This window comes from Methylocaldum sp. (assembly GCF_039794385.1).
GTDB lineage: Bacteria > Pseudomonadota > Gammaproteobacteria > Methylococcales > Methylococcaceae > Methylocaldum.
Genome location: NZ_JBDIVO010000011.1, coordinates 17,524 through 41,275 on the forward strand (window position 1 = coordinate 17,524; position 23,752 = coordinate 41,275).

Below are 23,752 nucleotides of genomic sequence, written 5' to 3' on the forward strand. Positions count from 1 at the left end.
CCTACTCCAGCTCTTTGCGGATACGTTCGTTGTTCAGATGGAACGCGCCATCGACGACTATCCGCTGTCCTTCGGTCAATCCCGCGATGACCCGGCGGAGTCCGCCCAGATCCGGGCCCAAGGATACCGGTGTCAATACGAACTGGTCTTCGGTCGCATGCACGAACACATAGTCCCGGTCGCCGGTTCTCACGACGGCTTTGGCCGGGATATTGAGCGAGGTGATTCGGGGCCGATGAATGACCATGGTCGCCAGCATTTCCGGTTTGATCTTGCGTTCCGGGTTTTCAAGCTCCATGCGCACGGTCACCGTGCGAGTCGATGGATTGACGATATCCGCCACGTAGATCACCTTGCCGGTGATTTTCTGTCCGGGCAGCGCCGGAATCTGCACCTCGGCCCGGCCTCCTATTTCGACCAGATAGGCTTTCTGCTCCGGTGCTTCGGCTACGACCCAGACTTCGGACAGATCGGCGATCGTGAACAAGTCATCGGCGGGCTGGACGATTTGGCCTATGGAAATCTCCCGCTCGATGACCGTTCCCGACAGCGTAGCCGTGACCGGGATCACCGAATCGATCTGGCCGCTGTTCGACAGGCGTTGAATGGCGTTCTCGCTCATGCCCATTACCGCCAGTTGGTCCGCGCTGGCGCGGACTTCCACCTCGACTTCCGTCAATTCGCTTTCCCGCTCGGTGAGCTCCGCACGGCTGATCACGTCGGCTTTCAGCAGCCGGCGCGCCCGGTCGACCGCCAGCCGGTGCAGGTTCATTTGCGTCTTGGCTTTCAAATATGCGGCCTGAGCGATGCTCAGCTCGGTGCTGTTGATGGTCGCCAAGCGCTCACCTTGGCGCACGTTTTGTCCAATGAAGGCCATTACGTTGGTCACCCGGCCGGTGACGCTCGGCCCGACGCGAGCCACTCGGTGCTCGTTCAATGTGACCCGGCCCGGCAAATGAAGGGTTTCGCCGATTTCCGTCGATGTGACAGGTTCGATTTTGAGTCGTTCAAGTAATGATGGGGGCGCCTTGACGGCAATCTCGGCGGTCGTCTCCGCATTTTGGAGCTCCTGCTGTCCGAAGACGGGCCAGACGCCAAGTGCAAGCAACGCAAAAAATATGGGTTTTTTCATAACGGCTGATCCTGATAGTCCTGAGCCCGAAGCCGCTCGATTTCGAGCAGCGCGGCGTTCTTATCGAACAAGGCGTTGATGTAGTCGACGCGTACCGCTTGAAATGTGCGCTGGGCATCCAAATAATCGAGAATGCCTCTTTCGCCGAGGCGGTAGGCGGCTTCGGCGACTTTCAGTGCCGATTCGGCTTCGCGCAGCAGGCCGGATTCGAAGGTCTCGATTTGCTGACTGGCGATGCGGAAGGCGGTAATCGCGGTGTCCAGTTCGTATACGAGGCTCAGTTGCTGCTGATTCGCTAGGGCGTCCGCCCGCGCCCGGTCGGCGGCGGCGCGGGCGATGGGGCCTTGCCGCTGATTCCACAGAGGAAGCGGCACGATGAGGTCGACCCGCCATTGCTCCAGGTGGGGCTCACGATAGACGCCGGCTTTTATGGTGGGTTGGGGATAGCGCAGAGCCTGTTCCAGTTCGAGCTGGGACTTGGCCCGGTCGACTTCCGCGCGCGCCTGAACTAGGGCCGGGTGATTTTGCAAGACGCTATCCCGGAGTTTATCGAGGTCGGGGGGAGGAATTTCGGACGGCAGTTCGCCGGCGATTTCTATCTTGGGAGGCAATGCGCCGCCGATAAAGGCGCGCAGGGCGGTTTTTGCCTGTTCTACGCGCAAGGCGGCGCTTTCCCGGTTTTTGGTGGCCCCCAACAGTTCCGCTTCCGCCTTGACCAGTTCGTAGCGGGAGGATTCACCGACCTCGACGCGCAACCTGATCTTATCGCGTATGGATTCGAGGAGCTCCCGATTGGCTTCCGTCATACGAAGCAGCTCCTGCTGCCGCAGCACGTTATAGAACGCCTGCTTGACCCGGGTCAGCACATTGAGGCTGACAACCCGGTAGGATGCGCTGGCCGCTTCCACACCGGCTTCGCCGGCTTCCCGGCGAGGGCGGCGGACATACGGGAGTTCGATGGGTTGAGCGATATCGACGCCGCCCAGAGCTCCCCTCAAGACCCCCGCATCCCGAGCTACCGATTCTCCGGCTCCCATTTGAATCTCGGGGTTGGGATAAGCCTTGGCGGTGATCAGATCGCCTTCCGCTCCCTGGACTTGGGCGCGGGCAGCGACGAGTTCGGGATTGTTTTTGAGGGTCAGGTCAAGTATTTGGCTCAGAGTCAGTGGCTCGCTGGCCACAGCCGGACCGAGCATGGCCAAGGCCAGCGATCCCCATAGACAAAGCGATTGCCGTCGGTGCAGAAACATTCATGTCCTCAAGCTTCTAAGTTTGGAACAGGCGCGATCACACGGCGGATCGGAGCCGCTGTGCTCGCTTCGGCGGCCGATCAATGCCTGCCGCCGATCAAAACAGAAGATGATGAATCAGAGTCGGCGCGGAGGTGGGACTGTCGGTTTGGAAATCCAGCCCGTCGTTACGTTCTCGCTGGCCGCGAGAATCTTCGCAAGAGGACGCGACAACGGATAACAGTAAAAAGGGAGCAGGTAACGGTCGGGGTCATGATCGTCGTCGTCGTCGGCGCACGTCTGATGTTTGGCGGATGGTACGCGATCTTTATGAGGATCGGACTTATTGCTTTCCTGTGCGACGGATTCTGCGGCAGCGGGTGCCAAATGAGGAAAATCGACAAGGAATTGGAAGCGGGAAATCAGAATGAGCGCGCAGAAAAAGGCGATTAGTACGACTAAGCCGATACGTTCCTTGGGAAAGGATGAATCGATTGTTGTGGATACCCAAGGCTGCATTATTTCTCGAACAAAATGACAGATCGGCCAGTGCAAAAGCGGATGTTATAACTCCGGAATTCTACCCATCGTTCCCATGGTTTACAAACCAAGAGCTTTTAATAATGTGTTCCACAAAACGGTGAAGCCTTGTAAGCACCAAGAATTTGGGGAAGCGTATCGGCTCATGCCAAAACCTCAATCCAAGAGAGCGAAGCGCAGCATGTTTGTGGTGCTTCAAACTAAGGAGATTGTTTTTTAAGGAAAATTATTCAAACCTCAGGTCAAGCCCGCGCACACGCCCAAACATCGACTCTAGCAACACCTGCCCGGCGTAACGCCCCGGCAAGCTCCTTCGCCGTTGCACCGGTGGTGATGACATCATCCAAAATGGCTACGTGCCGATGCTCGATCGGCGTTTCAACCGCGAAGGCGTTGCGCAGGTTCTTGCGGCGCTGTTTGGCGGGAAGTTCTGCTTGGGCGGCGGTCGCGCAGATGCGGCGGCAGCTGTGGAGATCGAGCGGAATGTCCAAGCGGCGCGAAACCGTACGTGCGATCTCGATGGCCTGGTTGAATCCCCGTTGGCGGTACCGGCTAGGATGGAGCGGAACCGGCATGATGGCGCAGGGCGTTTCTTTCAGTGCCGCCAGTTTTTCCGCCATTAGAATGCCCAAGAGCCGCCCGCAAGGATAACGGGCGCCGAATTTCAGCGAATGAATCAGGTGGCGGACGGGCTCCTCGTAACGAAACACGGCGAATGCCGAGTGGAAAACCGGGGGCTTTTTCTGACAGCTTCCGCAGACCTGCGGCACGGGGGACTCGATGGGAATGGCGCAGCGCGGGCATGCCATGATGTTGTAAGGCAAAGATTGCCGGCAGCCCCGGCAAAGATCGATGCCATTGCCGCCCGGATCGCCGCATAACAAACAGGTGGGTGGATACAGCCAATTCTGTATAATGTTTGGCCACTTGTTCACGTTTTTCCGTTTTTGAAGTTGACAGCGTTCAGTCGCCGGTTCCGGCCATAGTTCAAGTCTTTCCCGGAGTAGCCATGAAAATAGCAGAAGAGTTCCAGTTGAATGCAGCGGCCCAAGCGTATTTTTCGGATAGTCCGCTGCGTCACGACTGGCGATTGGATGAGGTCGAGGCATTGTTTGCTTTGCCGTTCAACGATCTCGTCTATCGGGCGCAAACCGTTCACCGGCAACATTTCGATCCGAACGAGGTTCAGGTCAGCAGTCTCCTGAGCATCAAAACCGGCGCTTGTTCGGAAGACTGCGCCTACTGTCCGCAGAGCGCCCGTTACGACACGGATTTGAAGCGCGAAGATTTGATGCCTTTGGACGAGGTGCTGAACGCGGCGCGCGTGGCCAAAGACCAGGGCGCAACCCGGTTTTGCATGGGGGCGGCCTGGCGCAGTCCGAAAGACCGCGACGTCGAGCGGGTTTGCGAGATGATCGAGGGCGTGAAAGCTTTGGGACTGGAAACCTGCGTCACTCTGGGCATGCTCACGGACGGCCAGACGCAGCGGCTGAAAGAGTCCGGGCTCGACTATTACAACCACAATCTGGACACCTCGGAAGAGTATTACTCCAAGATCATTACAACCCGCACCTATCAGGACCGTCTCGATACGCTGGAGCGCGTACGCGATGCCGGGATCAACGTGTGCTGCGGCGGAATCGTCGGAATGGGGGAGAGCGACCGGGACCGCGCAGGGCTGCTTCTCGAATTGGCGAATCTGCCGAAACATCCCGAGAGCGTGCCCATCAACATGCTGGTTCAGGTGGAGGGCACGCCCTTGGCCGGGGCGTCCAGGCTGGATTCTTTCGTTTTCGTGAGGACGGTCGCCGTGGCGCGCATCCTAATGCCGAAATCGCGGGTGCGTTTGTCCGCCGGACGTACGGATATGAGCGATGAAATCCAAGCGCTGTGTTTCCTCGCCGGCGCCAACTCCATTTTCTACGGCGAAAAGCTTTTGACGACGGAAAATCCGACCGTCGAGAACGATAAGCGGCTTTTCCGGCGCCTCGGGATTCGGATGTCCGGATGCGTCGATCACGCTTGAGCGTTTTTCCGAAAGCTCGGAATTGCTGAAAGTACATGTGGCGTAACTGGCTGCGCGGTCAGCTCGACGAGATCGAAAAGCGGGGGCTCTACCGTCGGCGCCAGGTCGTCGAAGGGCCTCAGGGCGCCGAAGTCACCGTCGACGGACGGCGTGTGGTCAATTTTTGCAGCAACGACTATCTTGGGCTCGCGAACCATCCGGCCGTCGTCGCAGCGTTCCGGCAGGGAGCCGAGCGCTATGGCGTCGGGGCCGGCGCGGCTCACCTGGTCTGTGGTCACGGTCGCGCTCATCATGCATTGGAGGAAGAACTGGCCGAATTTACCGGCAGGGAACGCGCCTTGCTGTTTTCCACCGGCTACATGGCCAATCTCGGTGTGATTTCCGCTTTAGCGGGGCGCGGCGATGAGGTTTTCGAGGATCGCCTCAATCATGCCTCGTTGCTCGACGCTGCGCTGCTTTCGGGCGCCCGGCTCAAGCGTTATCCCCATTCCGATCCTGCGGCGCTGGGGCGCGAGCTGGAGCTCTCCGCCGGAAAGCGATGTCTCATAGCGAGCGACGGAGTATTCAGCATGGATGGCGATCTCGCTCCGCTTCCCGCTTTGGCGGCGTTGGCCCGGCAACGGAGCGCTTTGCTGATGATCGACGATGCCCACGGTCTCGGGGTAACGGGAGACGGCGGGCGCGGCAGCCTGGCTCGGTTCGGTTTGACTCCGGACGATGTGCCGGTGCTCGTCGGCACTCTCGGAAAGGCATTCGGCACCTTCGGCGCATTCGTCGCCGGTAGCGCAGATCTTATCGAGTTTCTGATCCAGCGCGGCCGTACCTATATTTACACGACGGCCATGCCTCAAGCCGTGGCGGAAGCAACCCGGGCCAGCCTGCGCCTGATTCGGGAAGAATCCTGGCGGCGGGACAGAGTGAACGGTCTGGTACATCGCTTCCGCACCGGGGCTGCGCAGATAGGGCTGCGTCTCATGGAATCCGATACCCCGATTCAGCCGATCGTGGTAGGCGACAATCAAAGCGCCGTGCGAGCGAGCGAGGTCTTGCTGTCCGCCGGCTTCCTGGCCGCCGCCATTCGGCCGCCGACCGTTCCGGCGGGTACGGCGCGCTTGCGTTTCACATTTACCGCCGAGCATACCGAGGCTCAGGTGGACCGGCTTTTGGGGGCGCTGGCCGATCTGCCGCTTGAAACATTCGGCAGCAACGGGGGTGAGGATCGTAGTATGACCAACGAGGCCCTCCCGTCTCCCGCAGGTCATTCGGGATGAGAAAGCGAGATCTGTTGTACCGGGAAACTTTCGGTCAAGGGCCGGATCTCGTGATGGTGCATGGCTGGGGAATGCACAGCGGTATTTGGCGGGATTTTGCGGAGATGCTGGCCGCCAAGGCTCGGGTCACTTTGGTCGACCTTCCGGGGCATGGGCGCAGCGAAAACATCGCCGACTTTTCCATCGATCATCTTGCCGATGCCTTGATGGAGACCGCGCCGGAGCGTGCCCACTGGCTGGGTTGGTCGCTGGGAGCTTTGCCCGTGCTGCATATTGCGGATCAATACCCGACCCGCGCGAAAAGCATCATCGTCGTGGCCGGAAGTGCGCGTTTCGTGGCCGACTCGAAGAACCGCGGAGCGGAAAACGATTGGCCGGGCGTCGATCCCGCGCTGCTCGCGGAGTTTGCTTCAGCCTTGGAAGAGGATTATGAAGGCACGATCCGGCATTTTCTCGGGCTTCAAATCTTCGGCATGGAGAACGCGAGGCTACTGGTCAAGGAGTTGGCGGCGAAAGTGGCGGAATGCGATCCCCCCGATGGGGCGGCGCTGCACAGCGGGTTGAATTTGCTGCGGCAGGCCGATTTGCGCGAAGTCTTGCGTCGATCAATCGTTCCCAGCTTGATTATTCTGGGGGCGCGGGACCGATTGGTTCCCAAGTCCGCCGGGGCGTCGATGCAAGCGCTGAACCCTCGAAGCGAATTGCATGTGATCGATGGGGCGGCCCATCTGCCGTTTCTCACGCATCCCGCGGAGACCGCCTCGTTCATTACGGATTTCGTCGCAAGACATGATGGCTGTTGAATCTTTGCCAACCAGCGAATGCGGCTCCGACGGCCGTCCCGATAAGCGGTTGATCGGTCGTTCTTTTGGCGCAGCCGCGGAACGTTATGACGGACTCGCTGAATTGCAGCGCAGGGTAGGCGAGAAGCTGCTGTCCCGTTTGGCGGGTATGAGCCTCGCTCCGGAGAGAATCGTGGATGCTGGTTCCGGAACCGGGTATTTGGCGACACGGCTGATTGAGCTGTATCCAAAGGCGGACCTCGTGGCTTTGGATATCGCTGAAGGCATGCTGCGTTTCGCCAAGTCGCGGTATGGCGAGTCGGGGGCCGGACGGTTGGTATGCGGCGATGCCGAGGCAATGCCATTTCGGGACCGTTCGATCGACCTGGTTTTTTCCAATGTGGCGATTCAATGGTGTTCCGGCCTCGACTCCGTATTTCGCGAAATCGGGCGCGTCTTGAGGCCGGCCGGTATCGCTCTTTTCAGCACGTTTGGTGCCGAGACGCTGAAGGAACTTCGGTCCGCATGGGCATCGGTCGACGATTACTCCCACGTCAATCGGTTCGGCGATTCTGCGGCGGTGAGGTCGGCCCTGCGAGAGGCGGGATTCCAGGAAATCGATGTCGCCGCCGAGGTCCATAGGCTGGAGTACGGCTCGGTTTATGACTTGATGCGAGAATTGAAGGGCCTTGGTGCTCATAATGTAACGCTAGACAGACCGCGCCATTTAACCGGCAAGGGCGCGTTGCGGCGCATGATCGCGGCCTATGAACGGCAATCGGGCGGCAGTGGTCTGGATGCCACCTTCGAGGTCGTTTATGGGTGTGCCAGAGGTCCCGCGAAATGTCGTTGAAGGCGCGCGGTATCTTCGTGACGGGTACCGACACCGGCGTCGGCAAGACCATCATAAGCTTGGGGTTGATGCGGCTGTTACAGGACGCCGGACTGAAAGTGGCGGGCATGAAACCGGTGGCGACCGGAGCATTTTGGCAGGATGGACGGTTGGTCAACGAGGATGCCTTGACGCTTCAGGCGAATGCGTCGATTCGGCTGGACTACAATCAGGTCAATCCATTCGTTTTCGAACTCCCGGTTTCGCCCCATATCGCCGCCAAGAAGTCGGGCCGAGAAATCGACTTTCAGCGTATTCTGCAGGTCTACGAGGAATTGGCCGGGTCCGCCGACTACGTGGTGGTGGAAGGTGTCGGCGGCTGGGAGGTGCCTTTGAACGAGCGGCAGCGGGTGGCCGATCTAGTCGGGGTGCTTGGCCTCCCTGTGTTGCTTGTGGTGGGGTTGCGTCTCGGTTGTTTGAATCATGCTTTGCTGACCCAGTGTGCGATCGAAAATGCCGGCGCGAATTGTATAGGCTGGATTGCCAACCAAATCGAACCGGATTTTTTATTGTCTACCGAAAATATCGAGACCTTGGATCATTCGCTCGATTGGCCGTTGCTGGCCGTCGTGCCGTTTAATAGTGAGAAAGAGTTTGTTGCGCGGGATATTTTCCCTACTGTGGTAAAGGATAAAATCTTGCATGCGCTGTATTCATAAGTTACAGTCTCGCGGCTTAAGCTGCGCTAGCTGCAGGCCGGTTTTCTCAGGTGTTTTTGGTTCTGTTTGAGCCCGGACTCGAGTTGGTGTCCGACTCATGAATCGTGCCGAGGTCGGAAGTTCGAATGATCGAGTCAGAACGGGATGCTAGGCCTGGCAGCCAACGATTCGTACTGACGCCGAATGCGTCCCTAAACGGTCGTCAAGCATCGTTTCTGATGCTCGGAATCGCCTTGGTGATGGCGGTTATCGCAGGGAGCTTTGCATCGATGGGTGCGTGGCTCGTGTTGCCATTTTCCGGGGCGGAATGGGTTCTATTGGCCTATTGCTTCAGGCTTGGTCTGAGAAACTGTAGGATTCGCGAAGTCATTACGGTCACGGAGACCTTGGTTCAGTTGGAGCGAGGTTATGGCACACCGGAGCAGATCTACCGATTTCAGCGCGCATGGGTTGCGCTCGATTGGACTGAATCGCCGATAAAAGGGTACCCAAGCCGTTTGTCGTTTCGCTCCCATGGAAAGGAAATTGAAATCGGCCGATTTTTGGCCGAGCCCGAGCGCGCGGCGCTCGCGAGCGAATTGCGAAAGATTTTGTTTGATAGCAAATGATTAGACACAAAGCATTTCTATAGACTGAGGAGAGGGCTCCGTGAATAAGATAAGACGACTGCTTGCTGGGTTGGGGTTAGTGTTATGGGGGGAAGCGCACGCCGACTATGCACTTAACATGACGCCGGGCGTCACCGAGGTCAGCCGCGATATCCACGATTTACACATGTTGATTCTGTGGATTTGCGTAGTGATCGGCGTAGGCGTGTACGGCCTCATGATTTACTCGATCATGCATCACCGGAAATCCAAAGGAGTGGTGCCGGCGCAGTTTCACGAAAATACAAAACTCGAAATCGTTTGGACGGTTATTCCTTTCCTCATTCTTTTGGGCATGGCTATCCCGGCAACCAGCGTGATGGTCAAGGCTTATGACACCAGTGGAGCGGACATGACCGTCAAGGTCACCGGCTATCAGTGGAAGTGGCGCTATGAATATCTCGACGAAGGCATCGATTTCTTCAGTACCTTGGATGCCAAAAGCAATGAAGCCCGCCAATTGGGTGCCAATATCGATCCCGCCTCAATCCCTAATTATCTGCTGAACGTCGATAATCCTTTGGTGGTCCCGGTCAACAAAAAGATACGGTTTCTGTTCACGGGCGCCGACGTGATCCACTCCTGGTGGGTACCTGACCTCGGCTGGAAGAAAGATACCATTCCAGGCTTCGTGACCGACGCTTGGGCGAAGATCGAGAAACCGGGCATTTACCGCGGGCAGTGCGCGGAACTTTGCGGCCGCGATCATGGCTTCATGCCTATTGTCGTAATCGCCAAGACCAACGAGGAATATAAACAATGGGTTGCCGAGCAGAAGACTAAGGCTGAAGTAGTCAAGGCCGAAGCGACCAAGGCTTTCACCATGGATGAGCTGATGGCGAAAGGGAAGGAGGTTTATAACTCCAGTTGCGCGGGTTGCCATCAGGCCAATGGCGAAGGCATCCCGGGAACTTTCCCGGCGATCAAGGACAGTCCGGTTGCGACCGGCTCGATGGATGAACACCTTAACGTCGTACTGAAAGGCAAGGGAGACATGATGCCTGCATTCGACGATTCGCTCAATCCGGTGGAAGTCGCCGCCGTAGTGACTTATCAGCGGAACGCCTTCGGCAATAACAAGGGCGACATGGTTCAGCCGTCCGAAATCAAGTCGCAACATTAATCGATTAACAGTAGATGAGGTGAAGTGCTATGTCATCAGCAGTGGCAACTCATGATGAGCATCATGACCATGGCCCCGCCAAAGGGATCATGAGATGGGTGTTCACTACCAACCATAAGGACATCGGAACCCTATACATGACCACCGCCCTGATCATGTTCCTGGTCGGAGGCGCTATGGCACTGGTCATTCGTGCCGAGCTGTTCGCACCCGGCATGCAGTTCGTGGATCCGATGTTCTTTAACCAAATGACCACATTGCACGCCCTGGTCATGGTGTTTGGCGCGGTCATGCCGGCTTTTGCAGGCTTGGCAAACTGGATGATCCCGATCATGATCGGTTCGCCGGATATGGCTTTGCCCCGGTTGAATAACTGGAGTTTCTGGCTTCTGCCTTTCGCCTTGCTGCTCCTCGCGAGCACGCTGTTCATGGAGGGCGGTGCGCCGGCAGCCGGGTGGACGCTCTATCCGCCTCTGGTTCTCCAAGGCGGCGCGCATCTGCCGTTTGCCATCTTTTCGGTCCACTTGCTGGGTATCTCGTCGATCATGGCGGCGATCAACATCATCGTCACCGTGTTCAATATGCGCGCGCCCGGCATGACGCTGATGAAGATGCCATTGTTCGTGTGGACCTGGGTCATCACCGCATTCCTCTTGATCGCCGTCATGCCGGTGTTCGCAGGCGCGGTGACCATGCTCCTGACCGACAAGTTCTTCGGCACGAGCTTCTTTAATGCAGCCGGTGGCGGCGACCCAGTGCTTTATCAGCACTTGTTCTGGTTCTTCGGGCATCCCGAGGTTTACATCATGATTCTGCCCTCGTTCGGGGTGATTTCCATGATTATCCCGACGTTTGCGCGCAAGCCGCTGTTCGGTTACAGCTCGATGGTTTATGCCACGGCTTCGATCGGGCTCCTGTCTTTCGTCGTCTGGGCGCATCACCAGTATACCGTCGGCATGCCACTTGCCGGGGAGCTGTATTTCACCTACGCCACGATGTTGATCGCCGTGCCCACCGGGGTGAAGGTGTTCAACTGGGTCTCCACGATGTGGAAAGGCGCGATGACCTTCGAAACGCCGATGCTATTCGCCATCGCTTTCGTGGTCCTGTTCACGATGGGAGGCTTCACTGGGCTGATGATGGCTATTTCGCCTGCCGACCTTCAGTACCATGACACTTACTTCATCGTCGCCCACTTCCACTATGTGTTGGTGCCCGGTGCGGTATTCGCGCTCTTCGCGGCGACCTATTACTGGCTGCCCAAGTGGACCGGCCACATGTATGACGAGCGTTTGGGCAAGCTACATTTCTGGCTGTCGACCATCTCGGTCAATCTGTTGTTCTTCCCGCAGCACTTTTTGGGACTGGCCGGCATGCCGCGCCGGATTCCGGATTACGCGACCCAGTTTGCGGAATTCAATGCTTGGTCGAGTGTCGGTGCCTTCGTTTTCGGTTTCTCGCAACTGATTTTCGTTTACGTGATCATCAAGGCCATCCGCGGCGGCGAGAAAGCGACCGACGAAGTTTGGGAAGGCGCGCACGAGCACGGTCTGGAATGGACTTTGCCGTCTCCGCCGCCCTACCACACTTGGACGACGGCACCCGAGATCAAATAGGAAACGAAGCGGTCCCCGCCTCTAGGGCGGGGACTGTGGTTTAACGCTATGGATATTCGAAAAAAGAACGTACTGTTGGCGGTCGTCATCGCGATTATCGCGCTGATGCTCTACATCGGTGCGATCCTTAAATTAATTACTACGTCATCCGGTCAGTGAACGATTCAGAAAGCAGAAAAGTCAATAAGCGATTGATTTGGTCAATCGTCTTAGTGGCTGTCGGAATGTTCGGTTTCGGCTTCGCCATGGTTCCGCTGTACAACGTGTTCTGCGAGGTTACGGGACTGAATGGAAAAGTGAAAACGGAGGCGGTCGCGGACGCCGCTTATGTAGTCGATCAATCGCGGGAACTGACGATCGAATTCATCACCTCGGTCAATGAGAATATGCCGCTCGCTTTCCGTGCGGAAAAAAACAAGATGAAGATACATCCGGGGCAGTATTACACGGTCAAGTTCTATGCCGAAAATACGACCGATAACAAAATGGTCGGGCGTGCCATTCCCAGCGTAGCTCCCGGCGTGGCCACGGAATACCTGAACAAGACCGAGTGCTTTTGTTTTTCCGAGCAAGAATTCGAACCGCACAAATTGCGCGAAATGCCGGTTCGATTCGTGATTGATCCGTCCATTCCGGAAAACGTGAAGGATATGACCCTTTCCTACACGTTCTTCGATATCACCGACAAGAACCAGAACTGACGAGAGAAAGATCAACAATTTCAAAAGCAGGGGAATGTAATGGCTACGAAAGACGCGTACTATCTACCGCACAAAGCGAACTGGCCCATCGTGGGATCGATCGGCCTGACGACTTTGCTCGTGGGATTTGCTAATTACCTTAACGGATCGAGCATCGGTGGAACCTTAATGGTGCTGGGAGCGGGCATCGTGATCTTCATGATGGCCGGATGGTTTGGCTCGGTGATAAAGGAAAGCGTCGCCGGGTTGTATAACCAGCAGGTGGACGGTTCGTTTCGAATGGGGATGATTTGGTTCATTACCTCGGAAGTATTCTTCTTTGCCGCGTTCTTCGGCGCGCTCTTTTACGCACGTATCTACTCGGTGCCGTGGTTGGGCGGAGAAGGTAATTTCTCTGCCGGAGCGACTGGAGACTTGTGGCAGGGATTTCAGGCGATGTGGCCGACCAACGGACCGGGACAGGTGGGCGGCGAGTTCGAACCCATGGGCGCATGGGGTGTTCCGGCTCTGAATACTCTGATCCTGTTGAGCAGTGGCGGAACCGTTACCTGGGCGCACTGGGGATTGCTGGCGAATAATCGCGGACAATTGATCAAAGGTCTGATCGCTACGGTTGCCCTAGGTTTTCTGTTCGTGATCCTGCAGGGGGTCGAGTACCACGAGGCCTACACCGAAATGGGGCTGACCTTGGGCTCTGGAATCTACGGCTCGACGTTCTTCATGCTGACCGGGTTCCACGGTTTGCACGTGACCATCGGTGCCATCATTCTTACGGTCGTCTTGCTCCGGAGCATACGCGGACACTTCAACCCGGAACACCATTTCGCGTTTGAAGCGGCCGCCTGGTATTGGCACTTTGTCGACGTGGTGTGGTTGGGCCTCTTCATTTTCGTCTACTGGCTGTAACCCGCCACTGCTTTTTACCAAAAGGGGCGCTACTCTCCTTGGGTAGCGCTCCTTTTGTCTATCCGCCCGGAAATTCGAATAAAGATGTCAGGCCGATCATTGTCGAGTCGAGGAAGACGGGAGTCTTATTTCATTGGTAAATAAGCCGCCGATATCGACGCGATCGAAATGATAACGGCGGTTGCAGAATTCGCAGCCAACCTCGACTGAATCCTCTTGCTCCAAAATCGATTCCACCTCGTGATTCCCCAAGGTGAGCAGGACGGATTCGATGCGCTCCCGCGAGCATCCACAGCGGAAGGAGATCGGTTCCGAGTCGAAAAGCCGTACCGATTCTTCATTAAAGAGGCGATACAACAGTTCTTGACTGGGTAAATTCAGCAACTCCCCCTCGGTAACCGTATCCGCCAAGTATTCGACGCGCGTCCAATCGTCGCGATCGCGTTGTTTGGCAGGCAGTTCCTGGATGAGCAACCCTGCTGCGCGCTGTTCGTCGGCCGCTAACCAAAGTCGGGTCGCCAGTTGTTCCGAGCGTGAAAAATACGTTTCGATAGCGCCGGCCAGATCGTCTCCCTCGAGAGCGACGATACCCTGGTACGGTTCGGAATCCTCGTTCTGGACCGTCAACACCAAGTGCCCCGGACCGTAGATGTCGGACAGCGTTTCTCCCGTCACTTCGCCGCGCCAGTGTGCGAGTCCGCGAATAGTTCTCTGGTGCGTTGCCTGCGCCACTAAAGTATTCAGCGGTCCGTGGCCTTGAGCCTGAAGAATCAAAGACCCCTTGAACTTGATGGTGGCGGATAGCAATAGCACGGCAGCAAGTGCTTGTCCCAACTGGCTCGATACGGCAGGAGGGTAAGGATGGCGTTCGAGCACGGCTTGCCAACTCGCGTCGAGCCGTACGAGTTCGCCTCGTATCCCGAGATCTTCAAACAAGAACCTTTGGAAACTGTCGAATTCACTCATCGTCTAACCAAAAAGTTTTAAGGAATGTCACTTTGCCTTTTAATAGGCAGAAACTGCTAGTCTACAAGGTTCTGCTAGCGATATTCATGCGGCTTCTGATTGACAGATCACCGAAGAGTAAATTCCATGTTTACGAAAAAGCTTTCGCTGCCTGATGACGATTCCGCTCTTCCCGGCCGAGTGGAAAAGATGCCGGTTCCGGAGTTGCATTTTGTAAATGGACATCGGATGGAGCCGCCATATCCGGAAGGATCGGAAATTGCGGTTTTCGGTCTTGGCTGCTTTTGGGGTGCGGAGCGGAAATTCTGGCAGACGCCCGGCGTTTACGTAACGGCAGTCGGCTACGCTGGCGGAGCTACGCCCAATCCCACTTACGAAGAAGTATGTAGCGGGATGACCGGTCACGCCGAGGTCGTACGCGTAGTCTACGATCCTAATAAGATCCATTACCAAGATTTGCTGAAACTATTTTGGGAGTCCCACAACCCTACACAAGGCATGCGCCAGGGCAAGGACATCGGGACGCAATACCGCTCGGTCATTTTCACCTATACGCCGCGCCAGAAAGAACTGGCTATCGTTGCCCGCGATGCTTATCAAGCAGCCTTGAGCCAAAAAGGATATGGGCGAATCACCACCGAAATCCGCGAGGCTCCCGAATTTTTCTATGCGGAACCCTATCACCAGCAATATCTGGCTAAGAATCCCGGCGGATACTGCGGTTTAGGCGGTACCGGAATAAATTGCCCTACTGAATTTGGCGCGAGCGTACACACCGACACCGATTGATAGCACTTAACTCCTTTGGCTATTATCGGGCGTCTCACAATATTAAGAGTTTCCATGAAAAGAATTCTGTTGATTGCATTTTTCACATTGGGCCTTTCAGCTTGTGCGACCTCACCTTTGGGGCGCACCCAGTTCATGATAATGCCAGAGGACCAAATGGCGGCCATGGGGGCACAGGCCTTTGTCAACATGAAACAAAAATTGCCCATCGATCAAAGTCCGCAAACGAATCAATACGTTGTGTGTGTAGCCGGGCCGATTGTTAAGGAGGTAGGGGGGGAATGGGAAGTCACGGTGTTTCAAGACGAATCGCCCAACGCATTTGCACTGCCGGGCGGGAAAATCGGTGTACATACCGGCATACTTCGGGTCGCCCGGAATCAGGATCAGCTCGCGACAGTCATTGCGCATGAGGTCGCGCACGTGCTTTCTCGGCATTCGAATGAGCGAGCTTCCCAGCAGGTGGCCGTGCAACAAGGGCTGAATGTCATCCAAGCGATAACCAATCCGACTACTCAGACGGGCCAAGTGATGATGGGGGTATTGGGCTTAGGTGCCCAATACGGTGTTCTTATGCCGTATAGTCGTCTACAGGAAAGCGAGGCCGATTTGCTCGGATTGGAACTGATGGCCAAAGCAGGCTTCAACCCGCAACAAAGCATCGATCTCTGGATCAATATGGAACAAGCGGGCGGTGGGCAGCCGATAGAGTTTCTTTCGACTCATCCGTCTCATGCTACTCGCATGCAAGAGCTTAAACAAAACATGCCCAAAGCCCTGGAAATGTATCGAAACGCACAGGCAATGGGTAAAAACCCTCGTTGCGGTGGTTGATCCGGCATCCCGGGCGATGCGCGTTCGCGCAAAAAGAAAAGTGCAGGGAGAAAGATCCCTGCACGTCAAGAGGAGGATTGTGAGCACTAAACGTGCGTCTGGTCTCAGCTAGGAGCAGCTCCTAACGAGTGATTAACATTCTAGCAGTGAAACTTGTACGCGAAATGTGACAAATTGTCGCGCAATCCAAGGATTCGCGTGTTGAAAGGAAACAATCCATCGGAAAATAAAAAAGGCAGAAGAGCTAGTCTTCTGCCTTAATGAGGAGGCTATAGCGCACAGCTACAGATAGCATCTGATCGTCGGCCTGCTACCGTCTTGCCGGTTCCTTAGGCATCAGAAACCACGATCTAATACTAGCAGTCACATTAGTAATCAAAAATGTGACAAATTGTCGCATTCGCCCAACAAAGTCGGCCATTTACAATCCGCTCCATGAACTCAAACCCGCTCATGAACATTCCCACTCCGGCGGACACGGAAACCGACGCTCGTCAAAACCTTCGCTGGCTGTTCGTTTTGCGCAATCTCATGATTACGGGGCAAGCGCTTATCGTTCTGATCAGTGTCTACGGATTGGAGATACCGCTTAGCGAAGTGCCTCTTACAGCCATCATGACGGCGCTAGGCGCCTTCAACTGGTGGACGTGGTTGAGGCTCAGCAATCCCCGCCCGGTCGCCGAAATGGAGTTGTTCATGCAACTTTCATTCGACGTCCTGGCGATTACCGCGATTCTCTATTTCACCGGGGGCGCCACCAATCCCATGGCCTGGTTTTTCCTGCTTCCGCTGATTATCGCGGCTACCGTGCTGCCCCAGTTTTATACCTGGTATATGGTGATCTTCACTTCCGGGTGTTACACCATACTCATCGGCTTTTACCAGCCGCTTCCCGACATTCAAGCCGTAACTTTGCACGGCGACGCCCCGCCCGCCGTTCAGGCCCTGATGGAGGACCACAGCATTGAACTGCACGCGTTCGGCATGTGGTTCGGGTTCGTATTCAGTGCCGTTCTCGTGGCTTACTTCGTCGTAGAGATGGCGAAAACACTGAGAGAGCGTGAACGCCGCTTGGCTGAAGCTCGCGAGCAGGCTTTACGGAACGAGCGGGTTGTTGCGCTGGGGACGCTGGCGGCCGGTGCGGCGCACGAGATGGGCACCCCGCTGGGAACCATGGCGATCCTGATTCATGAAATAGAGAGCGAATGTGAAGGCGCCAAGCAAGACGATTTGTTGGAAAAAATGAAAATCCTGCGGGAGCAGGTGGTCCGCTGCAAAAAGGCCCTTTCGGTCATGTCGGCGTCGGCCGGTGCAATCAGAGCCGAATCGGGCCACGTAATGCCGCTGACGAACTATCTGGAGGAAACGGTGGATAGCTGGCGGAAACAGCGTCTCAACGCCGAGTTGGAATACGAAAAGGTTGGGCCTTTGCCTCCGCCGTGCATTTTGGCCGAGGATACCCTTACCCACGCTTTAGTTAATATTCTCAACAATGCCGCCGATGTTTCGCCGCGTGGGATAAAGCTGCGCGCCCGCTGGAGCTTCGAGCGCGCGACTTTGGAGATCCTCGACCAGGGACCTGGCATTGCCCCTACGCTATCCCAGCGTCTGGGAAAGGCGCCGATCACGACTAAAGAACATGGGTTGGGGGTCGGGCTATTCTTGGCATTTGCCACTATCGAGCGCTTGGGCGGTCGAATAGAGATGTTACCTCGTGTCGAAGGCGGCACTTGCACGCGCATCGAACTTCCATTGCTGCGTCCGAATTAAGATCTATGAACAGTGCAAAATCCTCATCCGATACCCCTCGTCCCAGTCTGTTATTAGTCGATGACGACCCTACGTTCTGTGGAGTTTTGAAGCAAGCCCTCGAGAAGCGCGGATTCGAGGTGCACGCCGCTCAAGACCTTGAGACCGGTACCGCGCTGGCGGAACAAATCGAGCCCGAGTATGCGGTGATCGATTTGCGGATCGGCCACGATTCCGGGCTGATTTTGGTCAAGCGGCTCCACAATCTCGACGCCAACACCCGTATCGTCGTCTTAACCGGGTACGCCAGCATCGCCACGGCCGTCGAAGCCATAAAACTGGGCGCGATCCAATATCTCACCAAGCCCGCCGATGCCGACGAGATCGTCGCGGCCCTCCACAAGGATCAAGGCGACGTCTCCGTCGAAATCAAGGAAAAGCCGCTCTCCGTCCGGCGCCTGGAATGGGAGCATCTGCAAAAAGTTTTGATCGAGCACGGCGGCAATATCTCCGCTGCCGCAAGGGCGCTGGGCATGCACCGCAGGACTTTGCAGCGGAAGCTGGATAAGAGGCCGGTGAGGGAGTGAAGCTCGGGTTCTCAGTGGAAGGGAACAGTTCGCAGGCCCGTTCTTTCTTGCTGATATTCTGCTCGGCTCTGGGCCTTTAGCAGGGAACTGACGTTTAATATGGTTATCACTTCACTGGTCGCTGGGTAACGCTGACGTTACGGGCTCGCGGAGCTTGCTTGAGCCAGCTCAGGTGGACGAGTAATCAAATCACTCATCCCAGCCTCCTTAACCTGCTGGTGTGGTAGTGGCAACGGGCGTAAGCCCGTTACCTCGAGTCGGTCGCAGTTTGCAGCCAGGGATCAATATCGACGATATCGAGAATCGCACCCGTCGCGCTGTCGAGCAACACTGTCTGGTCATTTTGCGTCGCTTGGAGCGGCAGAAACTTCAACTTGGCCTGGTCGAGTTTGTGGCCTTCCAGGTAGGTCAAAAGCTTGCTGCGGGTTGCCGCATCGCGCTGCAACAATGAGTCGAGTGGCAAGGCTTTCCGGACCGCTTCAGCGGCCATTTCGCTATAGGGCACGTAATATTGCGGGAGTTGTGGGAGGTCGATGCCTCCGGAGACTGCGGAAAATAGGATTTTGGTGCGCTCAGCGCCGTCGCTAGGGCTTTGCACAGCGACGATTTCAGGTCCGGTCAGGGGCAACGATCTGAATTCCTCGCGTTTTACTTTTTTCAATTCAGTTGTCGGGATCGCGGCTGCTGTAACTAGATCGAAGCGGTCGATCGCGAAAACCATGTAAACTGGACGGGCCCAGAACATGCTGTACAGCCCATAGCCTAAGGCCAGCATTTGCAACAGGACGATTACCGCCATGTCGAAGCGCAGGCTGGGTTTTTCCATGTTCCAGACGATCAGCGTCAGGAGAGGGCCCAGGATGATGTCGACTCCCACGAGGATGGCGATGAGGCTCTGTCCGCCCATCGCCCAGACATAGGTGGGCGGATACCAGCTCAGGGCCAGCAACGCGCTGAGAGTCGCGATAACCATAGCACTGATACCTAAATGAATGGCGGAGGCTTTCCAGCGGGATATATTCGGCAACGGTCGGCTCAGACATAATGAAAATAGTAAGGGCACCATATGTATGCGAAGTAAGGATAGCCAATACAATTAAATCGACACTTACAAAGAAAAAGCCCCTCTAATAGAGAGGGGCTTGAGTTCGATTGGCACGCTTCGTCTATAATTGAACCTTGTGTATGTGCCAAAGCTAGGCCGGTTTAGACCGCGCCGCGACAGCTAGCTGGAGCATACCTGGCCGGAACCGTACCGGCGGTGCCAACAGCGAAAGTTGAGCCAGCGGATTTGCAGTGCCAATCCATATCGCCCGCCGCCCCCGGGGCAAGCGCAACTGCATTTATCGTTGGAACCAAAACGATAGTGTTTGTGCCAGCAAGTTGTGGGATAGCGTTTGCACCAGTACCGTAAGTAATAGCGACTTCCCCATTCGCTGCTGTAATTGCGATCGACGTCACGTTCTTGGAGGGAGTAAAGCAATATGTGGTCGTGGCGACGCATGCCGGAGCTATAGCTTGGGTTAAATTGGCGAGACTGCCGTCCGTCTGCCACATCTCTGTCACAACTGATTTGGCGCCTTCTGCCAGACTCAAACCTTCTGTGACTTTAGAGCGCACTGTGTAATCTTGATAAGCCGGCAGTGCGACTGCCGCCAAAATGCCAACGATGGCCACGACGATCATTAACTCGATCAAGGTGAAACCTTGTTGTGCTTTTTTCATAACGTTCATGACAATGAACTCCTTATGTTTATGGGTGGAAACAAGCTGTAAAGCTGCGAGTTCAAAATAAGCAGCTTGCGTGCCATCGACGAAAGCCCGCCCTGGGCGCTGGTTCGTTCGGTTGGGCAGGATTTTTCCTGGCGAGGGTTGTCTTCGGATGGTCGGAAAGTGACGCAAATGGTCACTCCTTCTTTTCTGGCTCTGTTCGTGGCTCCGCGTCCGCGATGGGTGGGCCGGCAGCCCGCGTAGGGCGCAATAGGGTACTCCCGTATTGCGCCGCATGAATGAGGCTTCCTATGCGGCGCAATACGCTAAGGCTATTGCGCCCTACATGTTTGCTCCGTAGTGCGAACAAGCCTGGTTTGGTAATTTTGCTGAACGCTAGACCGCTCACTGTACCGGAAACCGCTCGACGTATCGGTCCCCCATCCCATAGATTACGTGCGACTTGCTGAAGCAACGATGATGGAGTGCTTAACTTTGGCCTGCGAAGAATTATCCTCACTTCTTCTCCAACTGCCGACTCAAGTCCAGCAATTGTTGCTCGAACTTTGGCAGAGACTCACGGATGGTGTTCCATACGACTTCCACGTTGATCTCGAAATAGCCGTGGACGATTCTGTTTCGCATACCTCGCATCGGTTTCCAGGGTATTTCGGGGTGCTAGGCAGCAAAATCCGGATACTCGTTGACTAATTTGGTGGCTGCCTCGCCGATGACCAAAAGATTCAGCCCGCGTAGAGCGCAATAGTTTCAGTGTATTGCGCCGTATGGGAAGTCTTATTCATGCGGCGCAATACGGGAGTACCCAATTGCGCGCTACATGTTCTGGAACACTGTTAAGAAGGTGTTGTCCGACTTTATGGGGAAGGTCAAAGATATTCAGCACGAACTGTAACAGTCCGAGTTGGGCGCTTTAATGTTCGCGCAAGAAGAATCACTGATTAGTCAGCTTCTAGTCCATAGTTCTACGCTTTCGATAGAATCAGCATTCTCAAAAAATTGCAAATCTTCAGTTCTAAAGAGGGCATGCGAGCTCTCATGACCTGATGAGCAACGTTATCATCCTGTCCAGGTGATAGGTATGTACTTCACGCTGACCACTGAAGCTGGACGGCACAAAAATTCATCAATGGACAAAACCCATCCAATCCTGTCTGTGAGAGTTGCCCCCTTAGGATCAATTTGCTAGCCTATGCCTAGCATAGGCCAATTATCCGATAGGAGGGCTGTCATGTATATTGAACGCCATGTCCGTTTGTTCAAGAACGGTCGCAATCAAGCGCTGCGGATTCCCCGCGAATTCGAGCTTCCGGGTAATGAAGCCATCATCCGCAAGGAAGGGGATCGACTGATTGTCGAACCTGTCCAGCGTCGCTCGTTGCTGGCGCTCCTCGCCACGTGGGAGCCGCTGGACGAGGAATTTCCGGAAATCGAAGACTTTCCCCCGGATCCCGTGGATCTTTGAGCATGGCCGATTATTGCTATCTGCTTGATACCAACATCCTGTCCAGCGTTCTTAAGTACCCGGCCGGTGCGGTGGTGAATCGAATCTCAGCGGTAGGGGAAATCGCCATCTGCACCAGCATTGTCGTCGCTTGCGAACTACGCTATGGCGCTGCTAAGAAAGGTTCGCCAACCTTGTCACACAAGATTGAACAGCTGCTTGCGGCGCTTGAGGTACTTCCGTTGGAAGATGGAGTTGATTGGAGCTATGCCGACTTGCGAGCGACATTGGAGAAAGCCGGCACACCGATTGGAGCGAATGATTGCCTGATTGCGGCACATGCGCTATCGCTGGGACTCGTACTGGTAACCGACAACATGAATGAGTTCCGCAGAGTACCCGGCCTCAAAGTGGAAAACTGGCTGACCCCATGACCGTCCGCCTTGCCTGGATATGGGGGCGAGATAAAGGCGATTGCACTGCGGCTTTGGCGTCCGCATGTTTGCCCTGGGATGCGGTAATATCAGCCTGAGATTTTGAATGTTCCCAACGAAGGAGGCCGCCCATGGGGCTTGCACTTCGCGATTCCGAACGTCATACCTACGGCGATTATCTATCCTGGCCGGAAGGTGTCCGCTATGAACTGATCGACGGCAGGGCCTATCTCATGGCGCCCGCCCCGAATCTGGAGCATCAGGATATAGCCGGGGAGATTTACCGGCAATTGAGCAATGCCCTGGAAGGCAAGCCTTGTCGCGCCTTCATTGCTCTGGTCGCTGTCCGTTTGTCCAAGGCTGGCGAATCGGACGAAGCTATCGATACCGTGGTGTAGCCAGACGTTATGGTTGTGTGTGATGAATCCAAGCTGGACCGACGCGGAGTGAGAGGCGCGCCGGTGTGCGGGAATATTGGCTGGTGCATCCAACGGACCGGATGGTTACCGTATATCGGCTGCTAAATGGCGAATATGGTAAGCCGGACGTTCAGGAGCTTTCGCGCGAAACCCGCGTTGGCGTGTGGCCGGATGTTGCGGTGGCTTGGGATGACCTGGTTCGCCGCTTGCCGCGACCGGAATTTTGACGAGAACAATAAAGCCCCGGTGCGCTCCATGCACACGGGGTTATCGCCCGCTTGGTTGGCTATCAAGACAGATCGTGGTGGTTATCACGCGGGGTGCGGCAGGCTTTCGTAATTTTGCGGAACGCCGGACCAATCAGGGTGCCGGGAACCGTTCGGCAAGTCGATCCTCACTCCAAGGTAATGCGTCGTCAACCAAAGCGCCGATGGCGGGGTGTTTGTCCTAGGTTCGGGAAACATTATCCAGGCTTTTTCTTCAACTGCCGATTCAAGTCCAGCAGTTGTTGCTCAAGCTTTGGCAGAGACTCACGAATGGTATCCCATGCGACTTCCAGATTGATCTCGAAATAGCCGTGGGCCATTCTGTTTCGCATACCTCGCATCGGTTTCCAGGGTATTTCGGAATGCTCGGCAGCGAGGTCCGGATATTCGTTGACCAATTTAGTGGCCGCCGCGCCAATGACCAGAATATTCAGTATCACCGCCTGCTGCGTCTTACGGATCAGCGAAAAAGTTCTCCTTTGTCACTCCGTTGGTGTATTCGCGTGCCAGCCGGATGGCTTCAAGCATATGACCCAGGTAATCAGCCGCACGAAGTCGGTGTTTGTCGTCGCTCACAGCGGGGCGGCCTCCTGGAGAACCTTGCTCCGGATTTCCGCAGGGAGGTCTCCGGGCGTAAGCAGGTCGACCGGCACGCCGAGTAACTCTTCAAGCGCGATCTGCAGTCCACCGAGATCAAGCAGCGTCGTTCCGGGAAGGGGATCGATCAGGATGTCGAGATCGCTCCGATCGGTATCCTCGCCGTACAGAACAGAGCCGAATACGCGGGCATTTCGGGCACGGCTTCGGTCGACCAACCGACGGATATCTTCACGATGCGCTTGCAGAGCTTCGGAGGGTTTCATGTGAATAGGCTAGGCGCTTGTAATTTGTGGCGCGTTTAACCGGTAGCGCAGGCGTTGTTCATCCAACTGGCGCCCTTTGACTGGGCTTAAGAGGTCATCTATATATTATGTATATTTTGCCAGCTTTGAGTTCCTTGATCCGAATTCTC

At 55.8% G+C, this 23,752-nt stretch carries 28 protein-coding genes; 19 read left to right on the plus strand and 9 right to left on the minus strand.

Going from position 1 to position 23,752, the window contains the following annotated elements; all coding sequences use genetic code 11:
* Window position 1 precedes the first annotated feature (1 nt).
* Window positions 2–1,132 (minus strand): efflux RND transporter periplasmic adaptor subunit, encoded by a 1,131-nt coding sequence (locus ABJK70_RS02040; RefSeq protein ID WP_077732737.1) that lies wholly within the window; start codon window positions 1,130–1,132, stop codon window positions 2–4.
* Entirely contained in the window at window positions 1,129–2,382 is a 1,254-nt protein-coding gene (locus ABJK70_RS02045; RefSeq protein ID WP_086135126.1) for a TolC family protein, read from the minus strand. The genes ABJK70_RS02040 and ABJK70_RS02045 overlap by 4 nt, the downstream gene beginning before the upstream one ends.
* A 252-nt stretch (window positions 2,383–2,634) precedes the next feature.
* On the opposite strand from ABJK70_RS02045, the gene ABJK70_RS02050 reads away from it, so the two are divergent.
* Complete coding sequence (locus ABJK70_RS02050; protein ID WP_139841141.1) at window positions 2,635–2,814, plus strand: hypothetical protein; 180 nt, start codon at window positions 2,635–2,637, stop codon at window positions 2,812–2,814.
* A gap of 329 nt (window positions 2,815–3,143) precedes the next feature.
* Here the strand turns inward: ABJK70_RS02050 and ABJK70_RS02055 are convergent, their stop codons facing one another.
* Window positions 3,144–3,836, minus strand: coding sequence for a ComF family protein (locus ABJK70_RS02055; RefSeq protein ID WP_347257318.1), 693 nt, complete (start codon window positions 3,834–3,836; stop codon window positions 3,144–3,146).
* 74 nt (window positions 3,837–3,910) lie between these two features.
* Here ABJK70_RS02055 and bioB point away from each other — a divergent pair, with 74 nt between their 5' ends.
* From bioB to ABJK70_RS02105, 10 genes are all read left to right on the plus strand, one after another.
* Window positions 3,911–4,927: a biotin synthase BioB gene (gene bioB / locus ABJK70_RS02060; RefSeq protein ID WP_077732741.1), complete on the plus strand. Its 1,017-nt coding sequence runs from the start codon at window positions 3,911–3,913 to the stop codon at window positions 4,925–4,927.
* A 35-nt stretch (window positions 4,928–4,962) separates the two neighbouring features.
* A complete protein-coding gene (gene bioF / locus ABJK70_RS02065; protein ID WP_210023753.1) occupies window positions 4,963–6,198 on the plus strand; it encodes an 8-amino-7-oxononanoate synthase in 1,236 nt (411 codons plus the stop codon).
* The gene (gene bioH / locus ABJK70_RS02070) at window positions 6,195–7,001 is read left to right on the plus strand and encodes a pimeloyl-ACP methyl ester esterase BioH (protein ID WP_347257319.1); all 807 of its coding nucleotides are present in this window, start codon (window positions 6,195–6,197) and stop codon (window positions 6,999–7,001) included. The genes bioF and bioH overlap by 4 nt, the downstream gene beginning before the upstream one ends.
* Window positions 6,988–7,833 (plus strand): malonyl-ACP O-methyltransferase BioC, encoded by an 846-nt coding sequence (bioC, locus tag ABJK70_RS02075; protein WP_347257320.1) that lies wholly within the window; start codon window positions 6,988–6,990, stop codon window positions 7,831–7,833. The genes bioH and bioC overlap by 14 nt, the downstream gene beginning before the upstream one ends.
* Complete coding sequence (bioD, locus tag ABJK70_RS02080; protein WP_210023755.1) at window positions 7,824–8,531, plus strand: dethiobiotin synthase; 708 nt, start codon at window positions 7,824–7,826, stop codon at window positions 8,529–8,531. The genes bioC and bioD overlap by 10 nt, the downstream gene beginning before the upstream one ends.
* Window positions 8,532–8,656: 125 nt before the next feature.
* A complete protein-coding gene (locus tag ABJK70_RS02085; RefSeq protein WP_210023756.1) occupies window positions 8,657–9,139 on the plus strand; it encodes a DUF2244 domain-containing protein in 483 nt (160 codons plus the stop codon).
* A 40-nt stretch (window positions 9,140–9,179) separates the two neighbouring features.
* Window positions 9,180–10,301 carry a cytochrome c oxidase subunit II gene (coxB, locus tag ABJK70_RS02090; protein ID WP_077732746.1) on the plus strand — a complete coding sequence of 374 codons (1,122 nt, stop codon included), beginning with the start codon at window positions 9,180–9,182 and terminating at the stop codon, window positions 10,299–10,301.
* A 29-nt stretch (window positions 10,302–10,330) separates the two neighbouring features.
* Window positions 10,331–11,917: a cytochrome c oxidase subunit I gene (ctaD, locus tag ABJK70_RS02095; RefSeq protein WP_086135132.1), complete on the plus strand. Its 1,587-nt coding sequence runs from the start codon at window positions 10,331–10,333 to the stop codon at window positions 11,915–11,917.
* A gap of 155 nt (window positions 11,918–12,072) precedes the next feature.
* Window positions 12,073–12,618: a cytochrome c oxidase assembly protein gene (locus ABJK70_RS02100; RefSeq protein ID WP_077728531.1), complete on the plus strand. Its 546-nt coding sequence runs from the start codon at window positions 12,073–12,075 to the stop codon at window positions 12,616–12,618.
* 39 nt (window positions 12,619–12,657) lie between these two features.
* Window positions 12,658–13,524, plus strand: coding sequence for a cytochrome c oxidase subunit 3 (locus ABJK70_RS02105; RefSeq protein ID WP_077728530.1), 867 nt, complete (start codon window positions 12,658–12,660; stop codon window positions 13,522–13,524).
* Window positions 13,525–13,620: 96 nt separating this feature from the next.
* Here the strand turns inward: ABJK70_RS02105 and hslO are convergent, their stop codons facing one another.
* Window positions 13,621–14,490, minus strand: a complete 870-nt coding sequence (hslO, locus tag ABJK70_RS02110) for an Hsp33 family molecular chaperone HslO (RefSeq protein ID WP_077728529.1) — start codon at window positions 14,488–14,490, stop codon at window positions 13,621–13,623.
* A 126-nt stretch (window positions 14,491–14,616) separates the two neighbouring features.
* On the opposite strand from hslO, the gene msrA reads away from it, so the two are divergent.
* The 4 genes from msrA to ABJK70_RS02130 all read left to right on the plus strand — a co-directional run bounded on the left by msrA (window position 14,617) and on the right by ABJK70_RS02130 (window position 18,449).
* Complete coding sequence (msrA, locus tag ABJK70_RS02115; RefSeq protein ID WP_156880835.1) at window positions 14,617–15,279, plus strand: peptide-methionine (S)-S-oxide reductase MsrA; 663 nt, start codon at window positions 14,617–14,619, stop codon at window positions 15,277–15,279.
* A 54-nt stretch (window positions 15,280–15,333) separates the two neighbouring features.
* On the plus strand, window positions 15,334–16,113 hold the full coding sequence (locus tag ABJK70_RS02120; protein ID WP_156880836.1) for a M48 family metallopeptidase: 780 nt from the start codon (window positions 15,334–15,336) through the stop codon (window positions 16,111–16,113).
* Between the two features lie 453 nt (window positions 16,114–16,566).
* Window positions 16,567–17,883, plus strand: coding sequence for an ATP-binding protein (locus ABJK70_RS02125; protein WP_077728526.1), 1,317 nt, complete (start codon window positions 16,567–16,569; stop codon window positions 17,881–17,883).
* Between the two features lie 5 nt (window positions 17,884–17,888).
* Window positions 17,889–18,449: a response regulator transcription factor gene (locus tag ABJK70_RS02130; protein ID WP_133717601.1), complete on the plus strand. Its 561-nt coding sequence runs from the start codon at window positions 17,889–17,891 to the stop codon at window positions 18,447–18,449.
* Window positions 18,450–18,696: 247 nt separating this feature from the next.
* Here the strand turns inward: ABJK70_RS02130 and tfpZ are convergent, their stop codons facing one another.
* The 3 genes from tfpZ to ABJK70_RS02145 form a co-directional block, all read right to left on the minus strand.
* Window positions 18,697–19,515 (minus strand): TfpX/TfpZ family type IV pilin accessory protein, encoded by an 819-nt coding sequence (gene tfpZ / locus ABJK70_RS02135; protein WP_280858145.1) that lies wholly within the window; start codon window positions 19,513–19,515, stop codon window positions 18,697–18,699.
* Window positions 19,516–19,655: 140 nt separating this feature from the next.
* Window positions 19,656–20,174, minus strand: coding sequence for a pilin (locus tag ABJK70_RS02140; RefSeq protein ID WP_245245436.1), 519 nt, complete (start codon window positions 20,172–20,174; stop codon window positions 19,656–19,658).
* A gap of 501 nt (window positions 20,175–20,675) precedes the next feature.
* Window positions 20,676–20,828 (minus strand): DUF86 domain-containing protein, encoded by a 153-nt coding sequence (locus ABJK70_RS02145; protein WP_347257321.1) that lies wholly within the window; start codon window positions 20,826–20,828, stop codon window positions 20,676–20,678.
* Between the two features lie 580 nt (window positions 20,829–21,408).
* Between ABJK70_RS02145 and ABJK70_RS02150 the strand changes: the two genes are divergently transcribed.
* The 4 genes from ABJK70_RS02150 (at window position 21,409) to ABJK70_RS02165 (ending at window position 22,701) form a co-directional block, all read left to right on the plus strand.
* The gene (locus ABJK70_RS02150) at window positions 21,409–21,642 is read left to right on the plus strand and encodes an AbrB/MazE/SpoVT family DNA-binding domain-containing protein (protein ID WP_077728522.1); all 234 of its coding nucleotides are present in this window, start codon (window positions 21,409–21,411) and stop codon (window positions 21,640–21,642) included.
* A gap of 2 nt (window positions 21,643–21,644) precedes the next feature.
* On the plus strand, window positions 21,645–22,055 hold the full coding sequence (locus ABJK70_RS02155) for a type II toxin-antitoxin system VapC family toxin (protein ID WP_077728521.1): 411 nt from the start codon (window positions 21,645–21,647) through the stop codon (window positions 22,053–22,055).
* 131 nt (window positions 22,056–22,186) lie between these two features.
* Window positions 22,187–22,453 carry a Uma2 family endonuclease gene (locus ABJK70_RS02160; protein WP_245245423.1) on the plus strand — a complete coding sequence of 89 codons (267 nt, stop codon included), beginning with the start codon at window positions 22,187–22,189 and terminating at the stop codon, window positions 22,451–22,453.
* A 101-nt stretch (window positions 22,454–22,554) separates the two neighbouring features.
* The gene (locus tag ABJK70_RS02165; protein WP_245245437.1) at window positions 22,555–22,701 is read left to right on the plus strand and encodes a hypothetical protein; all 147 of its coding nucleotides are present in this window, start codon (window positions 22,555–22,557) and stop codon (window positions 22,699–22,701) included.
* 236 nt (window positions 22,702–22,937) lie between these two features.
* Here the strand turns inward: ABJK70_RS02165 and ABJK70_RS02170 are convergent, their stop codons facing one another.
* Both ABJK70_RS02170 and ABJK70_RS02175 read right to left on the minus strand, forming a co-directional pair.
* Entirely contained in the window at window positions 22,938–23,180 is a 243-nt protein-coding gene (locus ABJK70_RS02170) for a HepT-like ribonuclease domain-containing protein (RefSeq protein ID WP_240502388.1), read from the minus strand.
* Window positions 23,181–23,312: 132 nt separating this feature from the next.
* A complete protein-coding gene (locus tag ABJK70_RS02175) occupies window positions 23,313–23,603 on the minus strand; it encodes a nucleotidyltransferase family protein (protein ID WP_077728519.1) in 291 nt (96 codons plus the stop codon).
* Between the last annotated feature and the right edge of the window lie 149 nt (window positions 23,604–23,752).

Bases quoted from the DNA above. Each gene is read 5' to 3' on its own strand.
- ABJK70_RS02105 (WP_077728530.1), top strand. From the start codon at position 12,658: ATGGCTACGAAAGACGCGTACTATCTACCGCACAAAGCGAACTGGCCC.
- ABJK70_RS02040 (WP_077732737.1), bottom strand. From the start codon at position 1,132: ATGAAAAAACCCATATTTTTTGCGTTGCTTGCACTTGGCGTCTGGCCC.
- ctaD (WP_086135132.1), top strand. From the start codon at position 10,331: ATGTCATCAGCAGTGGCAACTCATGATGAGCATCATGACCATGGCCCC.
- ABJK70_RS02125 (WP_077728526.1), top strand. From the start codon at position 16,567: ATGAACATTCCCACTCCGGCGGACACGGAAACCGACGCTCGTCAAAAC.
- ABJK70_RS02050 (WP_139841141.1), top strand. From the start codon at position 2,635: ATGATCGTCGTCGTCGTCGGCGCACGTCTGATGTTTGGCGGATGGTAC.
- bioD (WP_210023755.1), top strand. From the start codon at position 7,824: ATGTCGTTGAAGGCGCGCGGTATCTTCGTGACGGGTACCGACACCGGC.
- ABJK70_RS02165 (WP_245245437.1), top strand. From the start codon at position 22,555: ATGGTTACCGTATATCGGCTGCTAAATGGCGAATATGGTAAGCCGGAC.
- bioH (WP_347257319.1), top strand. From the start codon at position 6,195: ATGAGAAAGCGAGATCTGTTGTACCGGGAAACTTTCGGTCAAGGGCCG.
- bioB (WP_077732741.1), top strand. From the start codon at position 3,911: ATGAAAATAGCAGAAGAGTTCCAGTTGAATGCAGCGGCCCAAGCGTAT.
- bioC (WP_347257320.1), top strand. From the start codon at position 6,988: ATGATGGCTGTTGAATCTTTGCCAACCAGCGAATGCGGCTCCGACGGC.
- bioF (WP_210023753.1), top strand. From the start codon at position 4,963: ATGTGGCGTAACTGGCTGCGCGGTCAGCTCGACGAGATCGAAAAGCGG.
- ABJK70_RS02160 (WP_245245423.1), top strand. From the start codon at position 22,187: ATGGGGCTTGCACTTCGCGATTCCGAACGTCATACCTACGGCGATTAT.
- msrA (WP_156880835.1), top strand. From the start codon at position 14,617: ATGTTTACGAAAAAGCTTTCGCTGCCTGATGACGATTCCGCTCTTCCC.
- tfpZ (WP_280858145.1), bottom strand. From the start codon at position 19,515: ATGGTGCCCTTACTATTTTCATTATGTCTGAGCCGACCGTTGCCGAAT.
- ABJK70_RS02045 (WP_086135126.1), bottom strand. From the start codon at position 2,382: ATGTTTCTGCACCGACGGCAATCGCTTTGTCTATGGGGATCGCTGGCC.
- hslO (WP_077728529.1), bottom strand. From the start codon at position 14,490: ATGAGTGAATTCGACAGTTTCCAAAGGTTCTTGTTTGAAGATCTCGGG.
- ABJK70_RS02175 (WP_077728519.1), bottom strand. From the start codon at position 23,603: ATGAAACCCTCCGAAGCTCTGCAAGCGCATCGTGAAGATATCCGTCGG.
- ABJK70_RS02085 (WP_210023756.1), top strand. From the start codon at position 8,657: ATGATCGAGTCAGAACGGGATGCTAGGCCTGGCAGCCAACGATTCGTA.
- ABJK70_RS02140 (WP_245245436.1), bottom strand. From the start codon at position 20,174: ATGAAAAAAGCACAACAAGGTTTCACCTTGATCGAGTTAATGATCGTC.
- ABJK70_RS02155 (WP_077728521.1), top strand. From the start codon at position 21,645: ATGGCCGATTATTGCTATCTGCTTGATACCAACATCCTGTCCAGCGTT.
- ABJK70_RS02150 (WP_077728522.1), top strand. From the start codon at position 21,409: ATGTATATTGAACGCCATGTCCGTTTGTTCAAGAACGGTCGCAATCAA.
- ABJK70_RS02120 (WP_156880836.1), top strand. From the start codon at position 15,334: ATGAAAAGAATTCTGTTGATTGCATTTTTCACATTGGGCCTTTCAGCT.
- ABJK70_RS02130 (WP_133717601.1), top strand. From the start codon at position 17,889: ATGAACAGTGCAAAATCCTCATCCGATACCCCTCGTCCCAGTCTGTTA.